The sequence below is a fragment of the Pseudomonas sp. PSB18 genome (genome assembly GCF_014596565.1).
GTDB lineage: Bacteria > Pseudomonadota > Gammaproteobacteria > Pseudomonadales > Pseudomonadaceae > Aquipseudomonas.
Map to the genome: position 1 here is coordinate 62,680 of NZ_NOIN01000003.1, position 17,936 is coordinate 80,615.

Below are 17,936 nucleotides of genomic sequence, written 5' to 3' on the forward strand. Positions count from 1 at the left end.
GTAACGAAGGGATGCGTAAATGTCACGACATGGTTACACGGTTGCCGGAGCGGAAAATTGCGCCAAGGCCGACGCCATGCTCGGCGCCAGGGGCAGGCGTGGAATCAGCACCGCCTGCCAGGCGTGATACAGGTCCGGCTTGCCGGGCCAGATGTCGGCACTGGGGCGATTCTGCGGATCGAGTTCGTGGTGCCAACTGCCGTTGCACCGGTCGATGAAGTGCTTCTCGCAAAACTCCCAGAAGCACCGGTACCAGGTTTCGTATTGCGCCTCGTCGGTGCGCTTTAGCAAGGCGCTGGCAGCCGCCGCCGCTTCGGCATGGACCCAGTGCAGGCGATGGCGGACCACCGCGCGATTGTCCCAATCCAGTGTGTATACAATGCCAGGCGCGCCATCGACGTCCCAGCCGTGGCGGCAGTTCTGCTCGAACAGTTTCTGCGCATCCTGGACCAGCCAGCCCGGGGTCAACATGCCGATCCGCACGCGCGCCGCTTCGAGGTGCAGGAGCAGGCGGGCCCATTCGAAACCGTGGCCCGGCGTGGTGCCATACGGACGGAAGCCATCGGCGGGATTGTCGTGGTTGTATTCGCGCAGCGGCTGCCAGTGGCGGTCGAAATGCTCCACCACCAAATAGTCGTTGGCCGCCGCGTGGCCGTGGATCACGCGCTCGACGATACGCAACGCGCGAGCGAGCCAGCGCGGATCGTCGGTGACATCGGCCAGGGCCAGGAAGGCTTCGGTGGCGTGCATGTTGCTGTTGGCGCCGCGATAGGCTTCCTCGACGCTCCAGTCACGGTTGAAGGACTCGCGCAACGCGCCTTCTTCTTCGCTCCAGAAATGCCCGTCGATGACTCGCACCGCCTCGTCCAGCAACGCCTGGGCGCCGGGACGCTGGGCCACCACGGCGGAACTGGCGGCCAGGGCCACGAAGGCATGCAGGTAGGCGGCCTTGCCGGTGTCGTCTTCATGGGGTTGCGTCGTGGCAAACCAGCCGCCGTATTCAGCGTCCCGCAAGGGGCCGCTGAGGGCCTCGATGCCGTGGTCCACCAGCTCGGCGAAGCCCGGCAGGCCCTGGGCGTGGGCCATGGCGAAGCTGTGGGTCATGCGGGCGGTGTTCATGGTTTCGGCCCGGGCCCCGGTCGGCAGGCAACCGCGCTCGTCCAGGTTGCCGAAACCGTCCGGCAGCCTCGACGCCTTGGCGAACGCCAGCAACCGCAAACCTTCGGCGGCGAGCCATTGCTGGTGGGCAGGTGCGTTCAGCCAACTGCTGAAGGCCGGTTGGAAGGTGTCCATCAGACTTACCTTTTTTGTTGTTTTGACGCAGGGAGTCTAAACAAGGGATGACGGCGGGCAGGTAACGAAAGGGGCGAGTTATGTCACCACTCCGTTACAAAACAGAAGACGCCATCGCGAGCAGGCTCGCTCCCACAGTGGGAGCGCCTTGGCCCACTTGTGGGAGCGAGCCTGCTCGCGATGAACGATAACGCGATCTCGCTAATCGACACTGCGAGGCAACTGCAACGTCACCCGCAACCCGCCCTCGCGCAGGTTCTGCAGGCTCACTTCACCCCCGTGGCTGTGGGCGATGTTGCGGGCGATACCCAGCCCCAGGCCATATCCCTGCTGCTGCCCGGCCAGGCGGAAGTGTGGCTCGAAAACCTGCTCGAGACGCTGCTCCGGCACACCCGGACCTTCGTCGTCGACATGCAGGACGAACGCGGTTTCGTCGTCGTCGATGTGCAGGTGCGCGTTCTGCCCGTACTTCAAGGCATTGTCGATCAGGTTGCCGATGCAGCGCTTGAGGGCCAGCGGCTTGCCGGGATACGGCGCCAGCGCCCGGCCATCCTGGGTGACACGGCCATTGCCGTTGGGGGCAAGGTAAGGCTCCACCAGGCAATCGAGCACATGGTTGAGGTCCACCGGCTCGATGTTTTCGTGGATATCGGTGTCCTTGACGCATTGCAGCGCCCCTTTGACCAGCAACTCCAACTCGTCCAGGTCACGGCCGAACTTGGCTTGCAGGTTCTCATCCTCCAGCAGCTCGACCCGCAGCCGCAGGCGAGTGATCGGCGTGCGCAGGTCATGGGAAATCGCGCTGAACAACTGGCTGCGCTCGGTCAGGTAACGGCTGATGCGCTCGCGCATGGCGTTGAACGCCCTGCCCACCTCCACCACTTCGCTGCCGCCCCCCTCGGCCACCGGCTCCACTTCGGCGCCCAGGGACATGTCCCGGGCCGCCCGGGCCAGGCGCTTGAGCGGCCGGCTCTGCCAGTGCACGAGCAGACCGATGAACAGCAGCAACAGGCTGCTGGTGAGCACGATGAAGCCGACCTGTTGCTTCGGCAGGTCCTGTTCTTCGAGGCTGGTGTAGGGTTCGGGCAGCAGCGAGGCGATGTACAACCATTCGCCAGGCGCCATCTGGATCTGCGTGACCAGTACCGGCGGGTTCACGGGCTCAAGCGTCAAGGCGTAGTGAGCCCACGAGCGTGGCAACTCGTCGAGCTTCAGCCCGCCGTTGAAAATCCGCAGGTCATCGGGGCTGACGAAGGTGACGGAAATATCGGTGTTATTGCCCAGGGACTTGCGCAGCACTTCGTCCACCGCCTTGAGCACTGCCAGCTTGCGCGGCGTGACCGGCAGCACATCCATGCCCAGGGGTTTGTCATTGAGCGTGACGACAAACCGCGTCCCCCCCATGCTGCGCAGTTGGTCCAGCACCAGCGGTCGGTACGCCACCGGCAACGAACGCAGGTAGCTGACGCTGGCCGTCATCGAATGGGCCAGGCTGCGGGCGCTGGTGACCAGGCCTTCGAGCTGAGTGGCGCGCAGTTGCGACACCCAGATGACGCTGGACAACGTCTGGGCGAACAGCACCACCAGCAAGGTCAGCAACAGCATCCTTCCGAGCAGCGAGCGCGGCACCGGCACCCGTCGGGCGAGTTTCCTGGCCCAATCAAAGACCATTGCTGGCAACCACATTGGCCGCCAATTGGTAACCACTGCCGCGCACCGTGCGGATCAGCCGTGGCGGCTTGTCGGTATCACGCAGGCGCTGGCGCAGGCGACTGACCGCCATGTCGACGATCCGGTCCAGGGGCATCAGCTCACGGCCCCGGGTGGCGTTGCCGATGGTATCGCGGTCGAGGATTTCCTGGGGATGATCGAGAAACAGTTTGAGCAGGGCGAAATCGGCGCCGGAGAGGATCACCTCCTCACCGTCGGTGTGGAACAGCCGATGACTGACCATGTCCAGCCGCCACTCGTCGAAGGCCAGCACTTCACCGCCGGAGCGCTCCTGGCCGAACTGTGCCCGGCGCAACAGGGCCTTGATGCGCGCCTGCAATTCACGCGGGCTGAACGGCTTGCCGAGATAGTCGTCGGCCCCCAGCTCCAGGCCGATGACCCGGTCGGCCTCGTCGGAACTGGCAGTGAGCATGATGATCGGCACATGGGCCTGGCGCGGGTGCTGGCGAACCCAGCGGCAGAGGCTGAAGCCATCTTCGTCGGGCAGCATCACGTCGAGGATCACCAGATCGCTCGGCGCGTCGTTCAACGCCTGGCGAAACCCGGCGCCGTCGGGCGTGGTCCGCACCTGGAACCCCGCACGGCTGAGGTAAGTGTCCAGCAGCTCGCGAATCTCCTGGTCGTCGTCGACCAACAAAATCGATTTGTTTACTGAACTCACGGGGCCGCGTCCTTGTTGTTTGGATTAGTGCGGATTATGCCTGATGGAGAAAGCCTATAAACACACCACAAACCGTTGTGGGAGCGGGCTTGTGTGGGAGCCGAGCTTGCTCGCGATGAAGACGCCTCGATCCATTGACCGTGTTTTCCTTCATCGCGAGCAAGCTTTGCTCCCACAGGCTCGCTCCCACAGGGGGACTGCATTTTCAGCTGGCCGATTGCTCCAACGCCACGCCCGCGCCCATCAGGCCAGAGTACGGCGCGGTGACCAGCCAGACCGGAATGCCCTTGAAGTAATCGCTCATGCAGCCCTTGTCGGCGAAGCAGCGGGCGAAGCCGCTTTCGAGGAAAAAGTCGGCAAACCGGGGAATCACCCCGCCGACGATGTATACACCACCCCGACCGCCCACCGTCAGCACATTGTTGCCGGCCACGCGCCCCAGCCAGCGGCAGAATTGCTCCAGCACTTCCAGGGCGATAGGGTCACCGGCCAGGCCTGCGGCGGTAATGGATTCCGGTGTATCGAGCACGGGTTCATGCCCGTCCACCGCGCAGATCGCCCGGTACACCCGGGGCAAGCCGCTGCCGCTCAAGGCGGTTTCGGCGCTGACGTGACCGATCTCGTTGTAGATGTGCTGCCAGAGCTGGGTTTCCCGCGGGCTGCTCATCGGCAGGTCGACATGGCCGCCCTCCCCCGGCAATGCCGCAAAGCGACCGTCGCCCAGGTCCAGCAATGTCCCGACGCCCAGCCCCGTGCCCGGCCCGATCACCACCGCCGGGCGCATCGGCTCCGGGGTGCCCTCGCACACGACCCGGTACTCATCGGGACGCAGACGGGTCATGCCCAGGGCCATGGCCGAGAAGTCGTTGACCAGCAACAGCTTCTCTACCTGCAGGGTCTTGCAGAACGCCAGGTTGCTCAGGCGCCAGTGGTTGTTGGTGAAGCGAAACAGATCACCCGACACCGGGCCGGCCACCGACAGGCACACCGAACCGATGGCGCCAGGCGCCAGCCCCATGCCACTCAGGTACACCTTGATGGCATCTTCAGGGCAGGCGTAATCCGCCGTCGCCAGCACCTGGACGTTCTCCAGGTTGTGGTTCTTCCACAACGCGAAGCGCGCGTTGGTCCCACCGATGTCACCGACCAGGGCCAGTTTCAATTAATCGTCTCCAGTGCAGCCGTGAAGGCGCTGGCGCCCTGCTCTGCGGAGCTGAAGGCCATGCGCATGAAACCGAACAGTTCGCGACCGGTGCCGATGTTGTTGCCCAACAGGCCCTTAGCCGGTTCGCGTGCGGCGAATTCCTCGGCGTCCACCTTCAATTCCAAGGTGCCTTTGACGCCATCGACGCGGATGATATCGCCCTCCTGCACCCGGGCCAACGCGCCGCCGACATAAGCTTCGGGGCTGACGTGGATCGCCGCCGGGATTTTCCCCGAGGCGCCGGACATGCGCCCGTCGGTCACCAACGCCACTTTGAAACCGCGATCCTGCAGCGAACCGAGGAACGGGGTCATCTTGTGCAGCTCCGGCATGCCGTTGGATCGCGGCCCCTGGAAGCGCATCACCGCGACAAAATCCTTCTCCAGCAGTCCGGCCTTGAACGCATCGGCCAGGTCCTGCTGGTCCTGGAAGACCATGGCCGGTGCTTCGACGATCTGGTTTTCCAGCGCAACGGCGGAGACTTTCATCACGCCACGGCCCAGGTTGCCTTCCATCACCCGCAAGCCGCCCTCTGGCGAGAACGCACGGGCCACCGGGCGCAGGATGTTTTCGTCAAGGCTTTCGATCGGGCCGTCGCGCCACACCAGCTCGCCGTCCTCGAGGAACGGCTCCTGGGTGTAACGGCTCAGGCCATGACCGAGCACGGTGTTGACGTTTTCGTGGAGCAGGCCGGCTTCCAGCAGTTCGCGGATCAGGAACGACATGCCGCCCGCCGCCTGGAAGTGGTTGATGTCGGCCTTGCCGTTCGGGTAGACGTGACTCAGGGTCGGCACCACCTCGGAGAGGTCGGCCATGTCCTGCCAGGTCAACTGGATGCCCGCCGCCATGGCGATGGCCGGCATGTGCAAGGTGTGGTTGGTCGAGCCGCCGGTGGCGTGCAGCGCAACGATGGAGTTGACCAGCGAACGCTCGTCGACAATTTCGCCGATGGGCATGAAGTTGCCGCTCTGCTTGGTCATGCGCGTCACCTGGAACGCCGCTTCGCGGGTCAGGGCATCGCGCAGCGGGGTGTTCGGGTTGACGAACGAAGCGCCCGGCAAGTGCAGGCCCATCACTTCCATCAGCAGTTGGTTGGTGTTCGCGGTGCCGTAGAAGGTGCACGTGCCAGGGCTGTGGTAGGACTTCATCTCCGACTCCAGCAGCTCCTCGCGAGTGGCCTTGCCCTCGGCGTAACGCTGGCGCACGTCAGCCTTTTCCTTGTTGGAAATGCCGGACACCATCGGCCCGCCGGGCACGAAAATCGTCGGCAGGTGACCGAAGCGCAGCGCCCCCATCATCAGGCCCGGGACGATCTTGTCGCAGATGCCGAGCATCAGCGCGCCGTCGAACATGTTGTGGGACAACGCCACCGCCGTGGACATCGCGATCACTTCGCGACTCGGCAGGCTCAGTTCCATCCCCGCCTCGCCTTGGGTGACGCCGTCGCACATGGCCGGCGTGCCGCCCGCGAACTGGCCGACCGAGCCGATCTCGCGCAAGGCTTTCTTGATCTGTTCCGGGAAGGTTTCGTAGGGCTGGTGGGCCGAGAGCATGTCGTTATAGGACGACACGATGGCGATGTTCGCGGCGTTCATCATCCGCAAGTGATGCTTGTCTTCGCTGCCGCAACCGGCCACGCCGTGGGCGAAGTTGGCGCATTGCAACTTGCCGCGCATCGGACCGTCGCTGGCAGCACCGCGGATCAATGCAAGGTAAGCCTGACGCGTGGCGCGGCTGCGGGCGATAAGCCGTTCGGTGACCTCAAGAACGCGGGGATGCATGTGTAGAACTCCAGGCTAACGGGTGTGGCGACCTGATTGTCTATGCTGATCAGAACCGGCTGCGCGCCCTGTGACAGAGAAGGCGACAAACGGTTTTTGACCAATCGGACCAGTTGATTCAGGTCACTCGTTGTAGATAAAACAAAATATTGCCATCAAAAAGGCTTGTTTTCTATTTTTATGCGAATAATCTTGTAATTCCAACAACAAATCGACGGCGGCGCAGTTAATGACTCTTCGAATCGCAATCAATGGTTTTGGCCGCATCGGCCGCAACGTCCTTCGTGCACTGTATACCCAAGGCTATCGTCGCGACTTGCAGATCGTCGCCATCAACGACCTGGGCGACAGTGCGATCAACGCTCATCTGCTCAAGTACGACACCGTCCACGGCACTTTCGATGCCGAGGTGCAGCACGATAACGAAAGCCTGACGGTCAATGGCGACCGCATCGCGGTCAGCGCCATCCGCAACCCGGCCGAACTGCCCTGGGCCGCCGAGAAGATCGACGTGGTGTTCGAGTGCACCGGGCTGTTCACCGATCGCGCCAAGGCCGCCGCCCATATCAGCGCCGGCGCTCGCAAGGTAATCATCTCGGCCCCGGCCAAGGGCGCCGACGCCACGGTGGTGTATGGCGTGAACCACGACATCCTGCGCCAGTCCCACCAGATCATTTCCAACGCTTCGTGCACCACCAACTGCCTGGCCCCGGTGGCCCAGGTGCTGCATCGCGAGCTGGGTATCGAAAGCGGCCTGATGACCACCATCCACGCCTACACCAACGACCAGAACCTGACCGACGTCTACCACACCGACCCGTACCGCGCCCGTTCGGCCACCCAGAACATGATCCCGAGCAAGACCGGTGCCGCCGAAGCGGTAGGCCTGGTACTGCCGGAACTGGCGGGCAAGCTGACCGGCATGGCCGTGCGTGTGCCGGTGATCAACGTATCCCTGGTGGACCTGACCGTGCAGCTCAAGCGCGAAGCGTCGGCCGAAGAAGTCAACGAACTGCTGCGCCAGGCCAGCCAACATTCGAAGATCCTCGGCTACAACACCCTGCCGCTGGTCTCCAGTGACTTCAACCACAACCCGCTGTCGTCGATCTTCGACGCCAACCACACTAAGGTCAGCGGCAAGCTGCTCAAGGTACTGGCCTGGTATGACAACGAGTGGGGCTTCTCCAACCGCATGCTCGATAACTGCCTGGCGTTGTGCAACGCGGAATGATTGAGCACGGCTGTTGAGCTCTTTTGTGGGAGCGAGCCTGCTCGCGATAGCGATGTGTCAGTCTGCATTTTTTTCGACTGACACACCGCTATCGCGAGCAGGCTCGCTCCCACAGTGGTTTTCAGGTAGTGACGAAATCCGGGCTTGACCTATCGAGTAGATGATAAGCATTATCATTTACTCCTACCGGATCGGGCCTTACCGTGAGTCAATCGCGCTTTCACCACGTCTTCCTCGCCCAGCGCACCCCCCTGCTGCGCACCCTCGAGCGCATGGTCAACAACCCCAGCACCGCCGAAGACCTGCTCCAGGAAACCTATTTGCGCGTCTCCCGCGCACTGGGTGAACGCACAGTCGAGCACCTCGAACCCTTTGTCTTCCAGACCGCCCGCAACCTGGCGCGGGATCATCTGCGGACTCGGCGCATGCAATCCCGGACCGTGCTGGACGACGTGCCGCTGGAGGTCGTCCACAACGTGGTCGCCCCCCAGAGCAGCGCCGAAGACGCCGCCCATGCCGAACAGATGCTCGAGCGTCTCAGCGTCGGTCTGCAAGCGCTGAGCCCGCGCCAACAGCGGATTTTCATTCTCAGCCGCCTGCATGGGCATGCTTATCAGGACATCGCCGCAGCGCTGGGTGTGTCCCTGAGTACCGTGCAAAAGGAACTGAAGCTGATCATGGCGATCTGTATCGGCGTGGCAGAGCGCCTGGACATCGACTGAATCCGCCAGAGCGCTTCTACACGAACGCACCGATTGCGCTGGCCGACGGCGCTGCTAGTCTGGGTCGCCGGATTCGAAACAGCCGTGCAAAGACACTGCGAGGAACCACCGTGACGGATAATCACCACGCTCCCGAGTCTGCGTCAGCGCAGGACACCGCCCATGCCATGGAGCAAGCGCTGGACTGGCTGATCCTGCTGGACAACCCCAGCCAGGAGCAGGCCCGGCAATTCCAGGTCTGGCTGGCGGCCGACCCGCGCCATGGCGAAGCGTTCGTCAGGGCCCAGACCCTATGGAACGGCCCGCACGTGAAGGAAAGCGCCCGGCGGCTCCAGGCCGCCCCCAGGGTTGGCGCACTGTCACGCTTGCGCGCCCATTGGAAACCCCTGGCCACCGCTGCCGTGCTGTTCCTCGGCCTGTTCAATTTCAGCGACCTGCCCCTGCGTTTCCAGGCCGATCACCTGACGGTGGTCGGTGAGCGCCAGCGCCTGCAACTGGAGGACGGCTCCAAGGTCCTGCTCAACACCGACTCGGCCTTTTCCAGCACATTCAACGAACAGCGCCACGTGGCCCGGCTGTACAAGGGCGAGGCGTTTTTCGAGGTGCCCGACACTCGCAGCCTGCCACTGGAGATCGACGCCGGGCCGGTCACCGCCAGTGTCAGCAACACCACGTTTGCGGTGCGCTACCTCGACGGCGTAGCCCAGGTCCAGGTCCAGCGCGGCGATGTGGACCTGCGGGCCAACCGCAACGACACCCATGTCCGGCTCTCGGCCGGGGAAAGCATCCGCATCGGCCCCAACGGCTTCGACCGCCCGGCCCCGCTCGACGCCAGCACCGACCTGGCCTGGGTCCAGGGTCGGCTGGTGTTCCAGAACCGGCCGCTGAGCCAGGTCCTGGCCGAACTGCGGCGCTACTATCCCGGCTGGATCATCAACCGCAACGAGCAGTTGGCCCAGGTCGCGGTAACCGGTAATTACCGCCTCGATCAGCCGCTGGACGTGGTTCGCTCCCTGGCTCACATCACGTCCGCGCAGCTTCAGGAATTCCCCGCCGTGGTGATCCTGAACTAAATGAGAATTATTTTTACTCGATAGCCTTCGCTGATTCGTCTCGTTATAGCCAATGCAATTGATTCGCATCTATCGATGCCTATCTGCACCTATAACAGATGCGACACGGAGCGCTATCGATGTCCTCTCGCCCTACCTGCAGGTTCCTCGCCCCTTCCCGAACGCTGTCGTTGCTGACCGCCGCCATCCTCATGGCCGGCATCGCGCCCGCCGCCCTGGCCGCCGCGACGCAACCGCCTGCGCGCACCATCGGCGACTACACCTTCGCCATCGCCCGGCAGCCACTGGTCTCTGCCCTGAACGCGTTCACGGCCGTTACGGGCTGGCAAGTGGGTCTGCCGGCCGAGCTGGCCGAAGGGGTCGCGTCGCCCGGCGTCAACGGCTCGCTGCCACCGGAGCAAGCCCTGGAGCGCCTGCTGACGGGGACCAACCTGAGCTACCGCAAGCTGGGCAACAACAGCATCGTCCTGGAGAAACGCAGCACCGGCAACGTGGTGAACCTGCAGCAGATGACCATCAGCGCCACCCGCCAGGAGCAGGACATCAGTGGCGTACCGAGCACCGTCAGCGTCCATGATCGCCAGGCACTGGACCGTAACAACGTCAACACCCTCAAGGACCTGGTGCGCTACGAGCCCGGCGTGTCGGTGGGTGGCGCGGGACAGCGCGGCGGCATCAGCGGCTACAACATCCGTGGCATCGACGGCAACCGGATCCTGACCCAGGTCGACGGCGTGGCGATTCCCGACGGTTTCTTCAACGGCCCCTATGCCAAGACCCAGCGCAACTACGTCGACCCGGAAATCATCAAGCGCGTGGAAATCCTCCGCGGTCCGGCGTCGGTGCTCTATGGCAGCAATGCCATCGGCGGCGCCGTCAGCTACTTCACCCTGGAACCGGACGACATCATCAAGCCTGGCCAGGACGTCGGCGCCCGGTTGAAAACCGGCTACAGCTCCGCCGACGAAAGCTGGCTCAAATCCGCCACCGTCGCCGGTCGCAGCGGGACATTCGATGGCCTGCTGCACTACAGCCAGCGCGACGGCCATGAAACCGAATCCTACGGCAGCCACAACGGCACCGGACTGGACCGCACCGCAGCCAACCCGGAGGACGTGCGCGCCAGCAACGTATTGGCCAAACTCGGCTGGCACTACAACGATGACGCCCGCCTGGGCCTGGTCTACGAGAAGTACAAGGATGATCGCGACAGCGATCTGAAAAGCGCCTACGGGGGCCCCTTCTCCAACGGTCAGCCGGCCATTCCCACGAGCATCCTGCCCGGCGGCATGTACCAGTGGCGCACCGGCAACGACACCGTCACCCGCGAGCGTTTCGGCCTGGAACACAGCTTCGCCCTCGACAGCCTGCTGGCCGACAACATCAAGTGGAGCCTGAATCACCAGATCGCCAAGACCGACGAGAGCACCGCCGAATTCTACTTCCCGATCACCCGCCGGGTCCTGCGCACCCGGGAGACCCTCTACGAAGACAAGCAATGGGTCTTTGACGCACAACTGGACAAGGCCTTCAGCCTCGCCGACACCGATCACGCACTGACCTACGGCGCCACGATCAAGCAACAGAAAGTCACCGGCTCGCGCAGCGGCAATGGCGTGTGCCTCGCGGTCGGCGTGGGTTGTTCCGCCGTCGGCGCCATCAGCACCCGGGACGTGCTGGCAAAAGCCAGCGACTTCCCGGACCCGACCATCAACACCTACAGCCTGTTCGCCCAGGACCAGATCAGTTGGGACAAGTGGACCTTCACCCCGGGCCTGCGCTACGACTACACCCAGCTCAAGCCGCACCTCACCCAGGCCTTCCTCGACACCGTGGATCCGACCGGCGGAGGCCAGGTCAGCGACAGCAACAAGACCTGGCATCGGGTCTCGCCCAAGTTCGGCCTGACCTATGCCTTTACCGACCAGTACACCGGGTACGGCCAGTACGCCGAAGGCTTCCGTACCCCGACCGCCAAGGCCCTGTATGGCCGTTTCGATAACCCCAATGTCGGCTACAGCGTGGAACCCAACCCCAACCTGGAGCCGGAAAAAAGCAAAAGCTACGAGACCGGGTTGCGCGGCCGTTTCGACTCCGGTTCGTTCGACGTGGCGGTGTTCTACAACAAGTACCGCGATTTCATCAACGAAGACGCCATCACCCCCGGTGCCGATCAGTTGACCTTCCAGAGCAACAACATCAAGCACGCCACCATCAAGGGCGCCGAGGTCAAGGGCCGTCTGGAGCTGGACATATTGGGCGCGCCCCAGGGCCTCTACACCCAGGGTTCGGTGGCCTACGCCTACGGTCGCAACGACGACACCGGCCAACCGATCAACAGCGTCAACCCGCTGACCGGCGTGTTCGGCCTGGGTTACGAGCAGGACGACTACGGCAGCTTGCTCACCTGGACCCTAGTCAAGAAGAAAAACCGCGTCGACGACAGCAACTTCAACTCGCCGGATGGCGTCAGCAGCCAGTTCAAGACGCCCGGGTTCGGGATCCTCGACCTGACCGGTTTCTACAAGGTGACCCGGGACGTCACCGTCAGCGGCGGCCTCTACAACCTCACCGACAAAAAGTATTGGCTGTGGGATGACGTGCGCGGCTACGACAGCGTCGGCGAAGCGGCCGTGCTGAGCCCCGCCAACCTCGATCGCCTGACGGCGCCGGGGCGCAACTTCGCGGTCAACCTGATTTGGGATATCTGATCCGCTGACCACAGCAAACAGTTCATAGGTGGGAGCAAAGCTTGCTCGCGATACAACAGGCGCCTCGATTTCTGAAGGACCGCATCGTCTGCATCGCGGGCAAGCCTTGCTCCCACAGCGGTTCCTCTCGCCACAACAGCGACTTGTTTTCATTCGAAGGATTATTCATGACCACCCAACGCCCCACCTCACGCTCCCAACGCCTCAACCAGGTCACCCACGAGCCCCACGCCAAGCTCGACGCCCTGGTCAAGGCCCACGCCCCATTCGAAACCCCGGCCAGCTTCGCCCGTTTCGTCGTCGCCCAGTACCTGTTCCAGTCAGAACTGGTGGCGCTGTACAACGACGCGCAGCTGTCCGCCCTGATCCCCGACCTGCCGGCCCGCTGCCGGGCCGAAGCGGCCAAGGCTGACCTGGCGGATCTGGACACCGATGTTCCGGCGCCGGTGGCCGGTGCCCTGGACAGCCCAACCTTGGGCGAGGCCCTGGGCTGGTTGTTCGTCTCGGAAGGTTCGAAACTGGGCGCTGCATTCCTGATCAAGCGCGCAGTGGGCCTGGGGCTGAGCGAAACCTTCGGTGCCCGCCACCTGGCCGAACCGACGGGCGGCCGCGCCGAAGGCTGGAAGACCTTCACCCGTATCCTCGACGAACTGAGCCTCACCGAACAGCAGGAAGCCGAAGCGGACAAAGGTGCGCTGGATGCCTTCAACCGGTTTACGGTGTTGCTGGAACAGGCCTACGCCGCTGAGCTAGCCTGAACACTGACATCTGGATCACCCCTTCCCTTGTGGGAGCGAGCACTGTGTGGGAGCAAAGCTTGCTCGCGATGAAGACGCCTCAATCCATTGACCGTGTTTCGTTCATCGCGAGCAAGCTTTGCTCCCACAGGCTCGCTCCCACAGAGATATGTGCATGTTTGAAAGGTGACGATGAATCCACCCTCCAAAACCGCCCGATTGCTCTTCGGCCTGCTCGCCTACACCAGCCTGGCCATCGGCCTGGTCGCCATCGTTGTGCCCGGCCTGCCGACGACCGAGTTCATCCTGCTGGCCGCCTGGGCCGCGACTCGCAGTTCGCCGCGCCTGAGTGCCTGGCTGGAAAGCCACCGGCTGTTCGGGCCGATGCTGTACAACTGGCGCAACGGCAAGGTGATTCCGCGTCGGGCCAAGATCGGCGCAACCCTTGGCATGCTGTTCTGTGCCGCACTGATGCTGGCGACGCTCGATCATGGCTGGCCGATTTACCTGGCCATGGTGGGCATGGGCGCAGGCAACCTGTGGATCTGGTCCCGTCCTGTGGCAAGGGAACCGGCAACAGCGCGAACGCCCGAATAAACCGTTTTGATCTATGCTCGGCCTCTCACACCCGGAGGGCCTCCGATGACAGATCTACTCGCATCCATGCAAGCCGCCCTCGGCTTGCCCACGACTCCGATCCCCTTCACCCGTGACGGCGCCCTGCCTTCGGCGTTCGCCGTCACGGAGCTGGCCAGCGCCAGTATCGCCTTGGCGGGCCAAGCAATAGCAGAGCTCATTTGCCAACAGACCGGCCGCCTGCCGCCCCTCGAAGTCGACCGGCGCCTGGCCTCGTTCTGGTTTTCCACGTCCCTGCGCCCAATTGGTTGGAGCGTGCCGCCGATGTGGGACCCGGTGGCCGGCGACTACGCCACGGCCGACGGCTGGATTCGCCTGCACACCAATGCGCCGCATCATCGTCGGGCGGCGGAAAAGGTCCTCGGCGCCTGCGTTGATCGCGCCTACATGGCGAGCAAAGTGATCCGCTGGAACAAGACCGAACTGGAGCAAGCCGTCGTCGACGCCGGTGGCTGCGCCGCCGAGATGCGTTCGTGGCAAGCCTGGCAAGCGCACCCCCAAGGCAAGGCAGTGAATACCGAGCCGCTGGTGCACTTCGCTGAAACCGTCGAGGCCCACCGCAAGCCCTGGCTCGGCTCCGTGGCCCAGCCACTGGCCGGCCTCAAGGTACTGGACCTGACCCGCGTACTGGCCGGTCCCGTTGCCAGCCGCTTCCTCGCAGGCTTGGGTGCCGACGTCTTGCGGATCGATCCACCGACCTGGGACGAGCCCGGCGTGGTGCCGGAAGTCACCCTGGGCAAACGCTGCGCGCGCCTCGACCTGCACCAGCCCGACGACCGCACCACGTTCGAAGCACTGCTCAAGGACGCCGACATCCTCCTGCACGGCTACCGCGCCGACGCCCTGGAACGCCTGGGCTACGGCGCCGAGCAACGCCGCAAGATCGCCCCTGGCCTGATCGATGTCAGCCTCAACGCCTACGGTTGGAGCGGTCCGTGGCAGCACCGGCGCGGCTTCGACAGCCTGGTGCAGATGAGCAGCGGCATCGCCGAGGCCGGCATGGCCTGGAAACAGACCGACAAACCGACACCGCTGCCCGTCCAGGCGCTGGACCATGGCACCGGCTACCTGATGGCGGCCAGTGCCATCGTGCTGCTGATCCGGCACCTGCAGCACGGCCGCGGCGGTTCGGCACGCCTGTCACTGGCGCGCACGGCCAAGCTGTTGATCGAGCGTGGCGCGGATCCCCGGCCCGCACTAAGACCCGAGGACGAACACGATCTGGGCGCGCTGGTCGAGCAGACACCGTGGGGGCCGGCGCACCGACTGCAGGTCCCACTGAGAATCACTGGCACGCCCTGGCAGTGGGCGCTTGCAGCGACGGAACTCGGTGCCCATCGGGCGCAGTGGTGATCGGCCCTGTCCCCTGATCTGGGTCAGCTATCGAAACGATAAATCGACATACGCTGTGACTCTCCTCGGCTGCCTCGGAGTCATGCAATGTCTGATACCCCCGGAAAACTTCGCTTGGGTGCGTTGGTCGCACTGGTAGTGGGTTCGATGATCGGCGGGGGAATCTTTTCCTTGCCCCAGAACATGGCCGCCAGTGCCGATGTCGGTGCCGTGCTGATTGGCTGGGCGATCACCGCGGTGGGCATGCTGACCCTCGCCTTTGTGTTCCAGACCCTGGCCAATCGCAAACCCGATCTGGATGGTGGTGTGTATGTCTACGCCAAGGCCGGATTCGGTGACTACATGGGGTTCTCCTCGGCCTGGGGTTATTGGATCAGCGCCTGGCTGGGCAACGTCGGCTACTTCGTCTTGCTGTTCAGCACCCTGGGTTATTTTTTTCCGGTCTTCGGTGAGGGCAATACGGTTGCAGCGGTGATCGGCGCGTCGCTGCTGCTGTGGGCCGTGCATTTCCTGGTGCTGCGCGGCATCAAGGAAGCCGCGTTCATCAACCTCGTCACCACCGTTGCCAAGGTCGTGCCGCTGGCGTTGTTCGTGCTGATCGCCTTGTTCGCCTTCCGGCTCGACATTTTCACCGCCGATATCTGGGGCGTGAAAAACCCGCAGTTGGGCAGCGTGATGAACCAGGTGCGCAACATGATGCTGGTCACCGTCTGGGTGTTCATCGGCATCGAGGGCGCGAGCATTTTTTCCGCCCGTGCCGAGCGACGCTCGGACGTGGGCAAGGCCACCGTGATCGGCTTCATCACCGTGCTGCTGTTCCTGATGCTGGTGAACGTGCTGTCCCTGGGGATCATGACCCAGCCGGAACTGGCGAAGCTGCAGAACCCGTCCATGGCCGCAGTGCTGGAGCACGTCGTGGGCCATTGGGGTGCGGTGCTGATCAGCGTCGGCTTGATCGTTTCGCTGCTCGGCGCCCTGTTGTCCTGGGTGCTGTTGTGCGCCGAGATCCTGTTCGCCGCCGCCAGGGACCACACCATGCCGGCGTTCCTGCGCCGCGAAAATGCCAACCACGTGCCGGCCAACGCCCTGTGGCTGACCAACGCCATGGTCCAACTGTTTCTGATCGTCACCCTGTTCTCGGCCAGTACCTACCTGTCGCTGATCTACCTCGCCACGTCGATGATTCTGGTGCCCTACCTGTGGTCGGCGGCCTACGCGCTGCTGCTGGCGGTGCGCGGCGAAACCTACCAGAACGCCCCGGCCGAACGTCGCAAGGACTTGGCCATCAGCGCCATCGCCCTGCTCTACGCGGTGTGGTTGCTGTATGCCGGCGGGATCAAATACCTGCTGCTCTCTGCGCTGCTCTACGCCCCCGGCGCGGTGCTGTTCGCCCAGGCCCGGCGCGAAGTGGGCCGACCGGTTTTCACCGCTGTCGAGAAGCTGATTTTCACCGCAGCGGTCGCTGGCGCCCTGGTGGCCGCCTATGGCCTCTACCGCGGCTTCCTGAGCTTGTGATCACTGAACGTTTTAACGGGAGGATGTGTAATGACCACGGAAAAAATGCAATACGGCGTTCATTCCGAAGCCGGTAGATTGCGTAAAGTCATGGTGTGTTCCCCAGGCCTGGCCCATCAGCGGCTGACCCCGAACAACTGCGATGAACTGCTGTTCGACGACGTGATATGGGTCAACCAGGCCAAACGCGACCATTTCGATTTCGTCACCAAGATGCGCGAGCGGGGCATCGACGTGCTGGAAATGCACAACCTGTTGACCGACATCGTCGCCATCCCCGAAGCCCTGGACTGGATCCTGCAACGCAAGGTCACCCCCAACTCGGTGGGCCTGGGCCTGGTGAATGAGGTCGGCTCGTGGCTGCGCAGCCTGGAACCGCGCCGGATTGCCGAATACCTGATCGGAGGCGTCTCGGCCGATGACCTGCCCGACAGCTTCGGCGGCAAGACCATCCAGATGTTCCGCGACTTCCTCGGGCACTCCAGCTTCATCCTGCCGCCGCTGCCCAACACCCAGTTCACCCGCGACACCACCTGCTGGATCTACGGCGGCGTCACCCTGAACCCGATGTACTGGCCGGCGCGCCGCCAGGAAACCCTGCTGACCACCGCCCTGTATAAATTCCACCCCGAGTTCACCCAGGCCGATTTCCAGATCTGGTACGGCAACCCGGACCTGGACCATGGCAGCGCCACCCTCGAAGGCGGCGACGTGATGCCCATCGGTAATGGTGTCGTGCTGATCGGCATGGGCGAACGCTCCTCCCGCCAGGCCATCGGCCAACTGGCACTGAACCTGTTCAAGCACCAGGCCGTGGAGCGGGTCATCGTCGCCGGTTTGCCGAAGTCCCGGGCCGCCATGCACCTGGACACCGTGTTCAGTTTTTGCGACCGCGACCTGGTGACCGTTTTCCCGGAAGTGGTGAGCCAGATCGTCGCCTTCTCCCTGCGCCCCGACGAGAGCAAACCCGGCGGTATCGACGTTCGCCGCGAGGAAAGCAGCTTCATCGACACTGTTGCCGCCGCCCTCAAGCTCCCGGCGCTGCGCGTGGTGGAAACCGGCGGCAACAGCTTCGCCGCCGAGCGCGAACAATGGGACGACGGCAACAATGTGGTGGCCCTGGAGCCGGGCGTGGTGATCGGCTACGACCGCAACACCTACACCAACACCCAGCTGCGCAAGGCCGGGGTGGAAGTCATCACCATCAGCGCCAGCGAGCTGGGCCGGGGCCGCGGTGGCGGCCATTGCATGACCTGCCCGATCATCCGCGACCCGATCGACTACTGAA

General features: G+C 63.7%; 14 protein-coding genes. 9 read left to right on the forward strand and 5 right to left on the reverse strand.

All coding sequences use genetic code 11. The features are described 5' to 3' along the window. Nucleotides 1-33: 33 nt before the first annotated feature. The 5 genes from CGA22_RS07965 to edd form a co-directional block, all read right to left on the reverse strand. Nucleotides 34-1,293, reverse strand: a complete 1,260-nt coding sequence (locus tag CGA22_RS07965; RefSeq protein ID WP_188258537.1) for an AGE family epimerase/isomerase — start codon at nucleotides 1,291-1,293, stop codon at nucleotides 34-36. 201 nt (nucleotides 1,294-1,494) lie between these two features. Continuing rightward, the gene (locus CGA22_RS07970; protein ID WP_041022913.1) at nucleotides 1,495-2,964 is read right to left on the reverse strand and encodes an ATP-binding protein; all 1,470 of its coding nucleotides are present in this window, start codon (nucleotides 2,962-2,964) and stop codon (nucleotides 1,495-1,497) included. Continuing rightward, entirely contained in the window at nucleotides 2,954-3,685 is a 732-nt protein-coding gene (locus CGA22_RS07975) for a response regulator (RefSeq protein ID WP_041022914.1), read from the reverse strand. Before CGA22_RS07975 ends, CGA22_RS07970 begins: the two co-directional genes overlap by 11 nt. 205 nt (nucleotides 3,686-3,890) lie before the next feature. After that, entirely contained in the window at nucleotides 3,891-4,847 is a 957-nt protein-coding gene (locus tag CGA22_RS07980; RefSeq protein WP_041022915.1) for a glucokinase, read from the reverse strand. Further along, the gene (edd, locus tag CGA22_RS07985) at nucleotides 4,844-6,670 is read right to left on the reverse strand and encodes a phosphogluconate dehydratase (RefSeq protein WP_041022916.1); all 1,827 of its coding nucleotides are present in this window, start codon (nucleotides 6,668-6,670) and stop codon (nucleotides 4,844-4,846) included. The genes CGA22_RS07980 and edd overlap by 4 nt, the downstream gene beginning before the upstream one ends. A gap of 229 nt (nucleotides 6,671-6,899) precedes the next feature. On the opposite strand from edd, the gene gap reads away from it, so the two are divergent. From gap to arcA, 9 genes are all read left to right on the forward strand, one after another. Beyond that, entirely contained in the window at nucleotides 6,900-7,901 is a 1,002-nt protein-coding gene (gap, locus tag CGA22_RS07990; RefSeq protein ID WP_041022917.1) for a type I glyceraldehyde-3-phosphate dehydrogenase, read from the forward strand. A gap of 203 nt (nucleotides 7,902-8,104) precedes the next feature. Further along, a complete protein-coding gene (locus CGA22_RS07995) occupies nucleotides 8,105-8,623 on the forward strand; it encodes an RNA polymerase sigma factor (RefSeq protein WP_041021886.1) in 519 nt (172 codons plus the stop codon). A gap of 167 nt (nucleotides 8,624-8,790) precedes the next feature. Further along, nucleotides 8,791-9,696: a FecR family protein gene (locus CGA22_RS08000; RefSeq protein WP_223194733.1), complete on the forward strand. Its 906-nt coding sequence runs from the start codon at nucleotides 8,791-8,793 to the stop codon at nucleotides 9,694-9,696. A 119-nt stretch (nucleotides 9,697-9,815) separates the two neighbouring features. After that, nucleotides 9,816-12,407 carry a TonB-dependent receptor gene (locus tag CGA22_RS08005; RefSeq protein ID WP_188258538.1) on the forward strand — a complete coding sequence of 864 codons (2,592 nt, stop codon included), beginning with the start codon at nucleotides 9,816-9,818 and terminating at the stop codon, nucleotides 12,405-12,407. A gap of 167 nt (nucleotides 12,408-12,574) precedes the next feature. Next, nucleotides 12,575-13,165 carry a biliverdin-producing heme oxygenase gene (locus CGA22_RS08010; RefSeq protein WP_041021889.1) on the forward strand — a complete coding sequence of 197 codons (591 nt, stop codon included), beginning with the start codon at nucleotides 12,575-12,577 and terminating at the stop codon, nucleotides 13,163-13,165. Between the two features lie 171 nt (nucleotides 13,166-13,336). Beyond that, on the forward strand, nucleotides 13,337-13,741 hold the full coding sequence (locus CGA22_RS08015; protein WP_041021890.1) for a YbaN family protein: 405 nt from the start codon (nucleotides 13,337-13,339) through the stop codon (nucleotides 13,739-13,741). A gap of 45 nt (nucleotides 13,742-13,786) precedes the next feature. Further along, a complete protein-coding gene (locus tag CGA22_RS08020) occupies nucleotides 13,787-15,133 on the forward strand; it encodes a CoA transferase (RefSeq protein WP_041021891.1) in 1,347 nt (448 codons plus the stop codon). 87 nt (nucleotides 15,134-15,220) lie between these two features. Next, the gene (gene arcD, locus CGA22_RS08025; protein WP_041021892.1) at nucleotides 15,221-16,648 is read left to right on the forward strand and encodes an arginine-ornithine antiporter; all 1,428 of its coding nucleotides are present in this window, start codon (nucleotides 15,221-15,223) and stop codon (nucleotides 16,646-16,648) included. Nucleotides 16,649-16,678: 30 nt separating this feature from the next. Further along, nucleotides 16,679-17,935, forward strand: a complete 1,257-nt coding sequence (gene arcA / locus CGA22_RS08030) for an arginine deiminase (RefSeq protein WP_041021893.1) — start codon at nucleotides 16,679-16,681, stop codon at nucleotides 17,933-17,935. Nucleotide 17,936 lies beyond the last annotated feature (1 nt).